Here is a 12,811-nt window from a genome sequence, read left to right as displayed (position 1 = left end):
TATATATAGCCACATTTATAGATCTTTTGTATAGTCTTTTTGGGCAGAATGGGAATTTTGGGTTAGAGTTAGCAATAAAAGATGTATAGGTATTACAAAGGATGAGTTTGTGCAGGTACCATGCTTCTGATATGTATGAGCTTGTCATGATACTCTCAAAAGCTATGGCAAGCAAAGAGAAAAACGTCCACCTCCGCTTAAAACGGAGGTGGACGTTTTTCTCTTTGCTCGTATGAGCGACGATTATTACTGATCGTTTTCGCGTGAACGTGCACGGGAACGCTCGTGCTGGGTGAGGTAACGTTTACGCAGACGGATGTTTTTAGGGGTAACCTCAACCAACTCATCATTATTGATGAAGTCAAGCGATTGCTCCAGGCTCATCAAAATCGGAGGGGTCAGGCGTACCGAGATATCTGATGTAGAAGAACGGATATTCGTTTTCTGTTTCTCCTTACAGATGTTAACAACCAGATCATCTGGACGAGCATTGAGACCTACAATCATACCTTCATAAACTGGCGTGCCAGGTTCGATAAAGGTATCACCACGCATCTGAGCATTACCCAGACCATATGTGACGGCGGTACCAAGCTCGGAAGCGACCAGCGCCCCCATGCGAGCACTATTAATCTTGCCCATCCAGGGCACAAAGCCTTTGAGCAAACTGCTCATCGCTCCATTACCTTTTGTCAGAGTCAAGAAGGCATTACGGAAGCCGATCAGGCCACGTGTTGGAATATCATACTCAATGCGGATATTGCCACTGCCATCATTGGTCATGTTGGTTAGCTGAGCCTTACGAACCGCCAGGGCTTCAGTTAGCACACCCATATAGGAATCTTTGGTATCAATGACCAGATGCTCGACCGGCTCCTGAAGATGACCGTTCTCATCTTCACGGGTGATGACCTCTGGGCGCGAAACCTGTAATTCATAACCTTCGCGACGCAGTGTCTCAATCAAGACCGAGAGGTGTAACTCACCACGACCGGAAACAACAAACTCATCAGGAGTATTTCCATCAACGACGCGCAAGCTCACGTTCGTCTCTAACTCGCGATAGAGGCGAGCACGCAACTGCCGGGAAGTTGAGAATTTACCCTCACGTCCTGAGAATGGACTGGTATTTACACCAAACGTCATTTTCAGGGTTGGCTCAGAGATCTCAAGTACTGGTAATGCTTCTGGATTGTCGATATCTGCCAGAGTTTCACCAATGTTAGCATCAGCAATGCCTGTTAGTGCGATAATATCGCCAGCCACGGCCTCATCAACCTCGGTGCGACCCAGGCCCTTATAACTCAGCACCAGGTTGATTTTCTGGCGAGAGACTTCACCTTCGCGGCTAATGCGTGCTACTGGAGTATTGGGAGCAATGCGTCCACGAATAATACGTCCAATGGCATACTTACCTTTATAATCGTCATAGTCCAGTGCTGTAACCATCATCTGGAATGAAGCATCGATCTCAACATTGGGGGCTGGCACTGTTTTCACAATAGTGTCAAACAATGGTTGTAAATCTTTACGCTCATCATCGGGATTATACATAGCCACACCATCACGTCCGATGGCATAAAGCACCGGGAAGTCCAGGTGACTATCGGCGGTAGCCAGTTCTAGGAAAAGGTCCTGTGTCTCTTCTAAAACATAATCGATACGTGCGTCTTTGCGGTCAATTTTGTTGACGACCACAATTGGCTGTAAATTAAGTTCCAACGCTTTCTGAAGCACAAAGCGTGTCTGAGGCATAGGACCTTCTGCAGCGTCAATGAGCAAGATACAGCCATCGGCCATATTAAGCACACGCTCTACCTCACCGCCAAAGTCGGCGTGCCCGGGAGTATCGATGATATTGATTTTGACATCTCGATAATCGATAGCTGTATTTTTTGCCAGAATGGTGATACCACGCTCACGCTCCTGGTCATTGGAGTCCATAATCAGTTCGCCCATGTGCTGGTTTTCGCGGAAGATATGGCTCTGCTTAAGCAATCCATCTACTAGAGTTGTTTTACCGTGGTCTACGTGGGCGATAATCGCGACATTCCGAATATCATTTCGTTTAACCAATTTTGAGCCTGCCTGTAAAGCCGTTTCAGCCTGCATAGTAATTTATCAATCCCTCCGTGTGACAGCAGATGTTACAGCAAACTTTTCAGCATGTGCTTATCTGGACACAACTATTTACGAATCTTTGCTTTTCTGCCGAACGTTTAAAAAAGAATAATTTGAAGAGTTTTTTCTTCTGGTCGTATGGACGTTGTGAGATGTCCATACCCACCTCGCGTTATTAGTACGTTTGCATGACTGAGTCGTTGTAATACAACATTGGGGTCAACGCTCATGGCCAAAACAATAGTGGCTGCGGGATGTCGCAAGTCATGAAATCGCATTCTGGTAATTATGCGTCCTTGCAGATTGCATAATAATCAAATCAATGAGTCCCTGTAAGATTTTATCCTAATAAAGCGTTTCTGTCGAGTTGATAGTGCTAAATCAAGATATTTCCATGCGGAATTTGCTTATTTCAGCTTTTTTGGGGTATATACATCTGGATTAAGAAAACATAGATGGTTTTAGTAGGCAAAGGAATTGTGCTTCTAGCAATCTTTGTTCTCTGATGTGCATAGCTTTTCTGCTTTATCCCCCACTTTGCCTGTCTTATATTTATCATAACAAAAGCAGTGGGTCAGTTATTCCCACTATGCTCTTTGTGGGATAGTGTCAGGGCTTTTGTGCTCAAAGCGCTCATGTTCCGCTTCCACACTCGTTCCCTGACGGGAGCTAGCTTGTTTTAGGCGACGCTGCAAACATGTGCTGCAGCACATGTTTGCAGCGTCACCTAAATTTTTTTGTTAGTACTATAATCAAGCCTAAAACTTTGTGGGTACCGCAGCACAAAACTTTATTAGTACCATAGCCTAAAACTTTTGGGAGTAGCGTTGGTGCGATACTCTTCGATTTAGCGTTGCAAGGTGCCGTTGAGGGCACGGTCCATATTATAGCAAGTGCTGATGAGTGAGAGATGGGTAAATGCCTGTGGAAAGTTGCCCAGGGCTTCTCCCGTTGGCCCGATCTCTTCGGCATAAAGGCCAAGATGATTAGAATAGGTAAGCATCTTCTCCAGTACCAGGCGCGCTTCGCTGAGTCGTCCAGAGCGGGCCAGTGTTTCCGCCAGCCAGAAACTGCAGGGACTAAATGTTCCCTCGGTACTACCTAGTCCATCGCTGGCTGCCTGGGTTGGATTATAGCGATAGACGTGTGAGTCACTGGTGAGCTCTCTTTGGATACGGTCAATTGTATCCATCATTCTAGGATCAGTTGGTCCGGAAAACTTGGTCAGGACCATCAGGAGTGAACTGGCATCGATAGCTTCACTGCCGTAATACTGCACGAAACTCCTGGACTTTTCATTCCAGCCCTGCTGCATTACTTCCTCATAGATCTGGGAGCTGATATTTGTCCATTCTGCCAGAGGGGCCGGTAGACCACGGTGGCGGGCGATGCGGATCGCACGATCAAAGGCCACCCAACTCATGACACGCGAATGTACAAAATGTTTCTGACCACCGCGAACTTCCCATATGCCCTCGTCCGGTTCCTGCCAGTGATCTCCTAGCCAATTCAGCAAATGACGCAGATTATGCCAGAGATCATAAGAAATATCCTGATGGCGATCAAAGATATAGATAGAATCCATCAATTCGCCATAAATATCTAGCTGCTTTTGTTTATAGGCATTATTGCCGATTCGAACTGGTGCACTCTGACGATAACCTTCTAGATGGGTCAGGTTGAGCTCGCGCAAGTCATGTCCGCCATCAATGGTATACATAGGTTGCAGTGAGCCATTGCCTTCGAGTTCATGGCAACGGGCATCCAACCAACCCATAAAAGCCTGGGCCTCCTGATAAAATCCCAGGATGAGTAGACTGTAGATCGTAAAGGCTGCATCGCGTAGCCAGGTATAGCGATAATCCCAGTTGCGTTGGCCGCCGAGTGTTTCGGGTAAACTGGTTGTGGGAGCTGCCACAATTGCACCAGTTGGCTCATAGGTCAGAAGTTTTAAAACTAAGGCCGAGCGCTGAACCATCTCGCGCCAGCGACCCTGATATTGGCACTGTGAGAGCCATTTTTGCCAATAATCTTTTGTTTCTTGGAATGCAGCTTCATATTGCCTTGAACTGAGTGGTTTGGGCTCTAAATCGTGATCCTGCGCGCTTTCCAGCACGAAATAAGCGCTTTGATTATTTTGTAGGGTGAATCTTGCTCGTACACCACCCTGTCCATCCGCTTCCAGTGGAACTGTTGAAGCTAATCCCAGACTTAATGATTGACTATGGAATACGACGCCATGATTTGAGAGCGCCAGCGTATGGGGATCGCGTCCATAATTAAAAGCGGGAGTACAGATTATCTCAAAGGGAAGCGAACCACGCACCACCCTGACTTCGCGAATAATATGATGCTGAAGAGTTTTGCTGCCTGATTTCTTGATAGGCATGAAATCAACAATTTCTCCCACTCCATCAGCCGTCAAGAAACGCGTAATTAAAATATTTGTTTCAGGTAGATACATTTGTCGACGGCCCATACTAACCGTTTGGTCAAAAGCTGGACTGATACGGAATGTGCCTCCTTTATTCACATCGAGGAGAGCGCCAAAGACACTGGGAGCGTCGAAGCGTGGGATACAGCACCAATCGATGGCACCATTTTTACCAACCAGGGCGACGGTATGTAAATCTCCAATGACGCCATAATCTTCGATTGGCTGATATGTTTTGTTTTTCAGTTGTAGTGGGGATGTTTGTTCTTGCACAGCTCATTTCCTCATTTGCAAATTTGTATCTGTATCTGATACGTGTTGCTTTTGATAATAGTTGTGCTTGCTTATCCTGAGTACTTGTAGCCATACTTGTCGGGCTGAATCGTGTACACCAGACGCTGAAAAAAATCGGCTTATTTATGGGGATGGTCTGGTGGTCGGTGGATATATCGACATGGTTTATGGAAGGGGTTATCTACATTACGGAGCAACAACGAAGTGGTTGATAGCATTAATTGCAGGCACAACGAAAGGCATGATTGCTATTTTCGCAGTCATCAAAGCTGATCTTCCTGAAGTGACAGCCTGGCTTATGCAGGACATATGCGTGCTGTATTTAAAACCAATCAGCAGAATATATGGCGTCGAATTCTAGAAGATAATTCCGAAGAATAATCTCTTTTTCCTATATTCACAAAGAAGCAACTCATAGCATTTAGAAATATATAGATCTTTAATGCTGAATTTGCCTGATTATTTTGAAAGCACGCGTTACGATAGTGGTGCTTGCATGCGTTTACCGCGTGTTGTGCGTTTGGTGACTGGCATTGCGTTCCTTACTGTGGTTGATTCAGGTGGGATAAGAGAGGCTGTTTGTACTCGTGTGACCTTTTCACGAATCAGTGATATTTGTGAATGAACTGCTTGTCGAGATTGTTGAAGCTTGCGGGCTATTTCAGATGGTCGTTGATTAGCAAGGAGATAGTGGCAAATGATGGCCTGTTTCTCTGTGAGTCCGATGCGGGGATTTTCCAGAGCCGCTCTGGCCAGATCTTCCATGACTCCAAATTTACTTCGTTTATAGTCATTCAGGTCATCTGGTGAAAATAGCCAGCGATCAACTACCCGTACTCCAGGTATTCTTCCAGCTTCTACCAGATGCATAAAGTGCCAATAACTGAGATCCAAATGTTTCGCCGCCTCATGAGTAGTCAACATACCATTGAGGTATTGAAGGTTATGATGTAACTCACTGCTCCTAAGAACCATGTCGGACGCCTTTCTACGGGTTGCCGTATTCCAAAAGTGCCTGGCAAAGACATTACTTAGTCAAGAGGAGTATACCATAGGTCCTTGTAGTACTGCAAGGTTGATCAGGTTTGGTGCCTCATAAGCGTTAAAAGGGTGGATACTGCACATTAACAGTATCCACCCTTTTTGCCTGTTTATGGAGGTAAAAATCTTATTTATTTCATTGGAAATAGATTGGGAATTTTCATTGCCAGTGACATATCGCCAGTTGCCTTGATTTTACCTGAGAGAAATGCGTTCATTGGATTGAGCTGTCCCTGTGTCAGGGCAATCCAATCCTGGTCGCTCATGGTCAAGGTAAGGTCGGGTTTGATGGATTCTGGCGGGACAAGTTCGCAGGTCTGGTTTTGAATTTTCAAGGCATAGGTGCCTGCATCTTCACCAGTAATGTTTAATTGGATGTTTTTATTCAGCCCAGCGGCCGCGGCTGGATTGAAGAGTTTCTGCATGGCTGCGAACGTATCAACAACTTTCATTGTCTATTTGTCTCCTTTGTCATTTGCACAGGGAGGGCCCCTGCTAGCCTTTTTTTAGTATACCATATTCTGTAGAGATCAATTCTCAAGCTCTAAGGTATTTTGCTCTTGTGTCACATCAGGAGCAATGGTATGCTATTGAGAAGCAATTTTGACACTTGTTTACGTATAATCTAAGAGAAAACGAGGATCCTGGTATGGCTGGTACGCGAATTCTGCGGAAGGTGAAGGTAGAAGGTGGCTATCTGCATTTTAGCTCAGCCCATTTCATTACCTATAGTGGTAAATGCGAGCGTTTACATGGGCATAATTATGGAGTGTTGGTAGAGGTAGAGGGTGAACTTGGACCAGATAATGTAGTCTTTGATTTTACGGTTTTGAAGAGGCGTACCAAAGAGATCTGCCAGCACCTTGACCATCGTTTCTTGTTGCCGTTACATAATGCTCAATTAGAGCTAACGCGTTTATCTGACGCGTGGGAGATTCGTTTTCGTGAGCGGCGCTATGTTTTTCCGTTAACGGACGTGGTTGAGCTTCCTATTGAGAACTCTACAGCTGAACTCCTTGCTCAATATATTTGTGAAGAGCTATGTAAGGTGCTTGAGGAGTATCCAGCGGCCAATCTACACACAATCATGGTGGGTGTAGAGGAGGCTCCAACTCAGATGGCTTATTATCAGAAAGATCTACGTTCGTAATGTGATTGATGTACACCAGGACCTCCCTCTGAATGTGGGATAGGTCCTGGTATGTACTATCATTGATATTATCTGGTAACGAGCTTGCGACCGATCGCTGCCGCAACGGCGTGTACCTGGGGCATCAGGTCATGGAACTGCTCGATGGTCACGGATTGTGCACCATCTTTGAGTGCCTCGTCTGGATTAGGATGCACTTCGATGAGAAGTCCATCGGTACCTGCGGCTATTGATGCCAGTGACATGGGACCAACCAGATCGCGACGACCTGTTCCCTGACTGGGATCAGAAATGATTGGCAAGTGCGAGAGGCGTTTGATCAACGGGATTGCACTGATATCCATGGTATTGCGGGTGGTTTTCTCAAATGTACGGATACCACGTTCGCAGAGGATAACATTGCGGTTACCCTGTGAAAGCACATATTCAGCAGCCAGCAGCCACTCCTCAAAGGTTGAGGACATACCCCGTTTCAGGACGACCGGTTTGCGGGTACGACCTACTTCATCCAGCAACATATAGTTCTGCATGTTGCGTGTGCCAATTTGGAGGATGTCAGCATATTCACAGACCATTGCCACATCGGTTGGAGTCATGACTTCGGTAATGATCGCCATGCCAAACTCGTCGCGAGCCTTCGCCAGTAGCTTTAAGCCTTCTTCTCCCAGACCACGGAAGCCATAAGGTGAGGTAGATGGTTTAAAGGCACCACCACGTAAGATCACCGCGCCTTCTTTACGTACAGCCGCGGCGGTTGTCATCAATTGCTTTTCAGTTTCAACGGTACAGGGACCAGCCATCATTACTATGTCGCTCCCGCCGATGCGTACCACACCACCCTCCACGCAGGCCGAAGGAACCTCAACCACCGTGTCTTCTGGATGGAACTCACGGCTGGCAAGTTTGTATGGTTTGGAGACACGTACTACATTCTCCACATTGGGCAGTCCTTCAAGTGCCTCGCCAATAGCAGGATTAATCCCGCCAATGCTACCAGGGGCGCCTGTTGCACCGACGGCTCCCAGCACACCGATTATCGTACGCTCGACACCCTGAGAAAGATGGCCGCTGAGTCCATGCTTCTCTAGAAAGGTGATTACATGTTGGATATCTGTGTCACTACTGGTTGATTTCATTACGACAATCATGAAAATTTACTCCTTATGAATGAAATAACAGAGAGGTTGGAAGTACAAATGGAGTCATTGCATCATCCCGATAGCTTCTATGTATACATCGGTAGCATAAACGGTCCATCGTGACCTCTTCGTCATGATTGCCGGCCGGTACTTGCTTCTTTTCTGTGTCACTTGTATTCCATTATGCAGGGAATGATTACTCCTCCACCTACGCATCCACATTAAATGTAGGGCGTAAATTCACCGCCTCTTTGAGATACACATGTTGTATTTCTTCAGCACTACGAGTTGTGTTTACATGTATGAGCACACGAATACATTTTCCGAGACTATTGGGGACAGGAATTTCGCGAGCGCACATCAATGCGGTATCGGTCCATCCTAATCCCCGGGCTGCTACGGCAGGAAATTCTGCGTCAAGATCGGCTGTTAGTGAGAAGATCGCACTGGCAATATCTTCCTTTTTAAGCTCATTTTTTTCGATTATTAGTTCGAGCAATTCTCTGGTTGCTGCCAGGATTTCCTCGCGTTCATTATGTTCTACTGTAGTCGCACCACGAATTCCTCGACAATACATCACGGCACCATCCCTTTCACTGGATACCTCCCCCCTACTCATGAGATAAAGGCAGGTGGATTTATCCTCTATTGTATAGGATGATAGCAATTTTTTATCTGTATCATCTAACTGTTAGTGTGTGCTTTCATATGTATACATAATCTGTCGATAATCGAAATCAGTTAGAATCGGCGATAGCGGTAGCTTATGAGCCTGTTTTGTTGCCCTGGTTGTTCGCCCGCTACGCGGGCGGTAGGAGGGGAGAAACCGTGGGCACAGCCCCCGGATCCCCCAGTCAAGGGGCTTGCCGCCCCTTGCATTCCCGCTTTCTATCAAATGAGTCTGGCTTCCCCTTGCATTCCCGCTTTCCTATCAAATGAGTCTGGCTTCCCTTTGCATCCCTGCCATCTCATTAAGTGATGTCTGACAGACTCCTAGTGTTTTCTCAGACTTTGAATATATGTTTTTACGGCCGCCGCTGGATCTCCTGCTTGATTCTGATCGATTAATTTGACCAGGGCACTACCGACGACAGCCCCTTCGGCATAGCTGGTGACGCTGGCGATATGCTCTGGTGTTGAGAGTCCGAAGCCAACTGCGAGTGGTAGGGGATACTGCCGGGTTGCGTTACGAATACGCTCAATAAAGCTTTGTAACTGTGGTGGCAGTTCCTGACGCGAGCCAGTTACACCACTCAGCGACACACAGTAAATGAAACCTCCAGGTCCAGCGGCGGTACGTTGGGCCGCCATCGTGATGCGTTCATCAGGAGCCGTAGGGGGCACCAGAAAGATCAGGGCAAGGCCATGGCGATAAGCGGCGGCTTGCAATAAATCAGCCTCTTCTGCTGGTAGATCTGGAATAATCAAGCCACTCACACCGTTGGCCCTGGCTGTGGCACAAAAACGCTCTAATCCGTAAGAGAGAACAGGATTATAATAGCCCATCATGAGTAATGCGGCATCTGTTCTGGCTGAAACTTGACGAGCGATCTCCATACAGCCTCGAATACTCATCCCATTTTCCAGCGCGATATGGCCAGCATGTTGAATGGTTGCTCCATCCGCGAGAGGATCGCTAAAGGGCATGCCTAATTCGATAATATCGGCCCCGCCTTCAGCGGCAGCAAGAATAATCTCAACTGAAGCCTTGGCGCTTGGGTAGCCACACATAAAATAAGGGATAAGCACTCCTCGTCCCTCAGCATGGGCACGTTCAAAGGCACGGGTAATCTTTTGTGCCGGTACCCCATGGCCATCCTGCTCAATGCTACTGCTTGTGATTGTTTCCATGGTTATTTCCTCCTGCATCCATTGTCCCTGGAGGGCGTTGATACGCTCACTAAGGGCAGTATCAACGCCTGTTTTAGTCAGGTAATCCCTACTTATAGATTGACGTTAAAGGCTTTGGCGACCGTCATCATATCTTTATCCCCACGACCGGAGAGATTGATGATAATCAGAGAGCCCGTAGCAATCTTGCCCTGCTCTCCCTGCTCTAGCAGATAGCCGATGGCATGTGATGACTCCAGGGCGGGAATGATACCCTCGGTACGGCTGAGTACTTCTAAACCTCTGAGCGCGGTTGCATCACTGGCCGTAACGTAGCTGGCGCGACCACTGTCTTTCATATAGCTGTGTTCTGGTCCCACACCAGGATAATCCAGTCCAGCGGAGATACTATGGGTATCCAAAATCTGTCCATCTTCATTTTGCAAGAGATAGCTCATCGCGCCATGCAGGACTCCTGGGCGACCAACCACCAGAGTGGAGGCATGCTGACCAGGTTCCATGCTGCTGCCACCGGCTTCAACCCCTATCAACTCAACATCGCTGGCATCGGCGAAAGGATAGAAGATACCAATGGCATTACTACCGCCACCAACACAGGCATAGATCTGATCGGGCAGGCGCCCTTCCTGCTGCATGATCTGTTGCCGGGCTTCGCGACCAATGATGGCCTGGAAATCGCGCACGATACGTGGATAGGGGGCTGGACCCGCGGCTGTACCGAACAGATAGAAGGTGGTATCAACGTTGGTGACCCAGTCGCGAATGGCTTCGTTGATGGCATCTTTTAATGTTTTGGTACCACTATCTACAGAGCGTACTTCAGCCCCTAATAACTTCATGCGAAAGACATTCAGGGATTGACGCTGGATATCTACTTCACCCATGTAGATGATGCAGTCCAGACCAAGTTTGGCACAAACGGTGGCCGTTGCCACACCATGTTGACCTGCACCTGTCTCGGCAATGATGCGTTTTTTGCCCATGCGTTTCGCCAGCATACCCTGACCCAGAGCATTATTGATTTTGTGGGCACCGGTATGGGCGAGATCCTCACGTTTCAGGTAAACCTTGACGTCCTTACCGATCAACTCGGAGAAACGTGGAACATAGTGCAATGTTGTTGGACGCCCGACATAGCTGGCCAACTCTTGATTAAGTTCCGCCATGAATACAGGATCTTGCAGGGCATCTTTGTAGGCGACCTCCAACTCAGCCAGGGCTGCCATCAGATTTTCGGGGACAAATTTGCCACCAAAGTCACCAAAGCGTCCCCGCTCATCGGGATAGACATCGTGCTGGTAAGTGTTTGGAGTTTTTGCCTGTTGCATATTTACCTTCTTCCCTGCTCGCCCACTATGGAGGACGAACGTACTTGCGCAACGAATGCTGCGATTTTGTGTATATCTTTTTGCTTGTTGGTCTCGACGCCGCTACTGACGTCAAGTCCCCAGGGTTGAACTTGTTGGATGGCGGCACTGACATTCTCAACGGTGAGACCACCTGCCAGAATAATCTTGCTATGTTGTGCAGCCTGTCGCGCCAGTTCCCAGTTACTGGTAAGACCTGTGCCACCCCAATTTGGGGTAGGGGTATCAATTAGCAGGCGCCAGGCAACCTTTTGATAGGCTGCCATCAGACTGAGATCTGCTTGCTCTTTCAGTGAGAGCGCCTTAATGACCGGACGTTTGATTTGCTGGCAGAACTCTGGTGACTCATTACCGTGAAGTTGTACATAATGCAGGCCAACCTGCTCCACGACATCATTGATATAGCTGGCATCTTTGTTTACAAAGACACCTACCAGATCGGGCCGCACCTGTCCACTGGCTGATTGGCTGTAACTCTGACTGGCCTTTAGCAAGGCTGGCACCTGCTCTGGGGCAATATAGCGATGGCTGGGTTCATAGAAGATCAAGCCCAGCAGATCCGCGCCAGCATCCACCGCTGCATTGATGCCTGCTGTATCGTGCAGGCCACAAATTTTAACCTGGGTGCTATGGTTGGCACCTTGTAAGAGCATATCTATCTGGTCAGGGATATTATTGGATACCACCAGCGATTCGCCGACCAGCATTGCCTGGACATCGTAACGGCTGAGGCGGCGTACATCTGCCCCGGTATGAATGCCACTCTCAGCTACAATAATCTGATTTCTTGGCAACATCTCGCGGATGTCGCGCAAAAGATAAGGATTCATTTCAAAGCTGGCCAGATCACGGCTATTCACTCCAATGATCATTGCACCGGCGTCGATGGCGCGCTGAGCCTCTTCGCGACTATGTACCTCGACCAAGACACGCATGCGCAATGCATTGGCGCGCTGATGCAGCAGGCGTAGTTGCTGGTCGTCCAGAATGGCACAGATTAATAGAATCATATCTGCGCCCCAGGCCCGTGCTTCATAAACCTGGTATTCATCGATGATAAAGTCTTTACGTAGTACTGGTATACTGACCGCGTTTTTTATCGCTGTGAGATACTCTGGCGAGCCCAGAAAGAAGTGTGGTTCGGTCAACACAGAGATAACGGAAGCCCCATTGCGCTCATATAAGAGAGCTGTCTCTACTGGATCCAGGTCAGGCGCGAGTATGCCCTTAGAGGGCGAGGCTCGTTTGACCTCGGCAATGAGGTGTATTTTATCGCGTGGTTCAAACGCTTCGAGCACATCACGCGGGCGGGGCTGCTCCAGGGCCAACTGTTGTAGTTGTTCCAGTGGCAACTCTGCTTTGCGTTGTATTAAATCTTTGCGCGTTTGTTCAACAATTTTATCGAGAAACATAA

11 protein-coding genes are annotated in these 12,811 nt (G+C 47.8%); 1 reads left to right on the top strand and 10 read right to left on the bottom strand.

Going from position 1 to position 12,811, the window contains the following annotated elements:
- Window positions 1-246 precede the first annotated feature (246 nt).
- The 5 genes from typA to EL633_RS01495 all read right to left on the bottom strand — a co-directional run bounded on the left by typA (window position 247) and on the right by EL633_RS01495 (window position 6,342).
- A complete protein-coding gene (typA, locus tag EL633_RS01515) occupies window positions 247-2,112 on the bottom strand; it encodes a translational GTPase TypA (RefSeq protein WP_126625506.1) in 1,866 nt (621 codons plus the stop codon).
- 107 nt (window positions 2,113-2,219) lie between these two features.
- Window positions 2,220-2,399: a site-specific integrase gene (locus EL633_RS38055; RefSeq protein ID WP_126625505.1), complete on the bottom strand. Its 180-nt coding sequence runs from the start codon at window positions 2,397-2,399 to the stop codon at window positions 2,220-2,222.
- Between the two features lie 569 nt (window positions 2,400-2,968).
- Window positions 2,969-4,828: a glycoside hydrolase family 15 protein gene (locus EL633_RS01505; RefSeq protein ID WP_126625504.1), complete on the bottom strand. Its 1,860-nt coding sequence runs from the start codon at window positions 4,826-4,828 to the stop codon at window positions 2,969-2,971.
- A gap of 498 nt (window positions 4,829-5,326) precedes the next feature.
- A complete protein-coding gene (locus EL633_RS01500) occupies window positions 5,327-5,824 on the bottom strand; it encodes a helix-turn-helix domain-containing protein (RefSeq protein WP_126625503.1) in 498 nt (165 codons plus the stop codon).
- Window positions 5,825-6,021: 197 nt separating this feature from the next.
- Window positions 6,022-6,342, bottom strand: coding sequence for an SCP2 sterol-binding domain-containing protein (locus EL633_RS01495; RefSeq protein WP_126625502.1), 321 nt, complete (start codon window positions 6,340-6,342; stop codon window positions 6,022-6,024).
- Window positions 6,343-6,539: 197 nt separating this feature from the next.
- Here EL633_RS01495 and EL633_RS01490 point away from each other — a divergent pair, with 197 nt between their 5' ends.
- Window positions 6,540-7,040, top strand: a complete 501-nt coding sequence (locus EL633_RS01490) for a 6-pyruvoyl trahydropterin synthase family protein (RefSeq protein WP_126625501.1) — start codon at window positions 6,540-6,542, stop codon at window positions 7,038-7,040.
- Window positions 7,041-7,108: 68 nt separating this feature from the next.
- Here EL633_RS01490 and aroF read toward each other — a convergent pair whose 3' ends face one another.
- From aroF to trpCF, 5 genes are all read right to left on the bottom strand, one after another.
- Window positions 7,109-8,188: a 3-deoxy-7-phosphoheptulonate synthase gene (aroF, locus tag EL633_RS01485; RefSeq protein ID WP_126625500.1), complete on the bottom strand. Its 1,080-nt coding sequence runs from the start codon at window positions 8,186-8,188 to the stop codon at window positions 7,109-7,111.
- Between the two features lie 199 nt (window positions 8,189-8,387).
- Window positions 8,388-8,756 carry a chorismate mutase gene (aroH, locus tag EL633_RS01480; RefSeq protein WP_126625499.1) on the bottom strand — a complete coding sequence of 123 codons (369 nt, stop codon included), beginning with the start codon at window positions 8,754-8,756 and terminating at the stop codon, window positions 8,388-8,390.
- A 416-nt stretch (window positions 8,757-9,172) separates the two neighbouring features.
- Window positions 9,173-10,030, bottom strand: coding sequence for a tryptophan synthase subunit alpha (gene trpA / locus EL633_RS01475; protein WP_126625498.1), 858 nt, complete (start codon window positions 10,028-10,030; stop codon window positions 9,173-9,175).
- A gap of 92 nt (window positions 10,031-10,122) precedes the next feature.
- Complete coding sequence (gene trpB / locus EL633_RS01470) at window positions 10,123-11,358, bottom strand: tryptophan synthase subunit beta (protein WP_126625497.1); 1,236 nt, start codon at window positions 11,356-11,358, stop codon at window positions 10,123-10,125.
- Window positions 11,359-11,360: 2 nt separating this feature from the next.
- Window positions 11,361-12,809 carry a bifunctional indole-3-glycerol-phosphate synthase TrpC/phosphoribosylanthranilate isomerase TrpF gene (gene trpCF, locus EL633_RS01465; protein WP_126625496.1) on the bottom strand — a complete coding sequence of 483 codons (1,449 nt, stop codon included), beginning with the start codon at window positions 12,807-12,809 and terminating at the stop codon, window positions 11,361-11,363.
- Window positions 12,810-12,811: the final 2 nt, after the last annotated feature.

It is taken from the genome of Dictyobacter alpinus, assembly GCF_003967575.1.
GTDB classification, from domain to species: Bacteria; Chloroflexota; Ktedonobacteria; order Ktedonobacterales; family Ktedonobacteraceae; genus Dictyobacter; species Dictyobacter alpinus.
This window is presented reverse-complemented; position numbering and strand designations above follow the sequence as displayed.

Excerpts from the sequence above, each read along its gene's own strand:
- typA (WP_126625506.1), bottom strand. The coding sequence starts at position 2,112 with ATGCAGGCTGAAACGGCTTTACAGGCAGGCTCAAAATTGGTTAAACGA.
- EL633_RS38055 (WP_126625505.1), bottom strand. The coding sequence starts at position 2,399 with ATGCGATTTCATGACTTGCGACATCCCGCAGCCACTATTGTTTTGGCC.
- EL633_RS01500 (WP_126625503.1), bottom strand. The coding sequence starts at position 5,824 with ATGGTTCTTAGGAGCAGTGAGTTACATCATAACCTTCAATACCTCAAT.
- EL633_RS01495 (WP_126625502.1), bottom strand. The coding sequence starts at position 6,342 with ATGAAAGTTGTTGATACGTTCGCAGCCATGCAGAAACTCTTCAATCCA.
- EL633_RS01490 (WP_126625501.1), top strand. The coding sequence starts at position 6,540 with ATGGCTGGTACGCGAATTCTGCGGAAGGTGAAGGTAGAAGGTGGCTAT.
- aroF (WP_126625500.1), bottom strand. The coding sequence starts at position 8,188 with ATGATTGTCGTAATGAAATCAACCAGTAGTGACACAGATATCCAACAT.
- aroH (WP_126625499.1), bottom strand. The coding sequence starts at position 8,756 with ATGTATTGTCGAGGAATTCGTGGTGCGACTACAGTAGAACATAATGAA.
- trpA (WP_126625498.1), bottom strand. The coding sequence starts at position 10,030 with ATGGAAACAATCACAAGCAGTAGCATTGAGCAGGATGGCCATGGGGTA.
- trpB (WP_126625497.1), bottom strand. The coding sequence starts at position 11,358 with ATGCAACAGGCAAAAACTCCAAACACTTACCAGCACGATGTCTATCCC.
- trpCF (WP_126625496.1), bottom strand. The coding sequence starts at position 12,809 with ATGTTTCTCGATAAAATTGTTGAACAAACGCGCAAAGATTTAATACAA.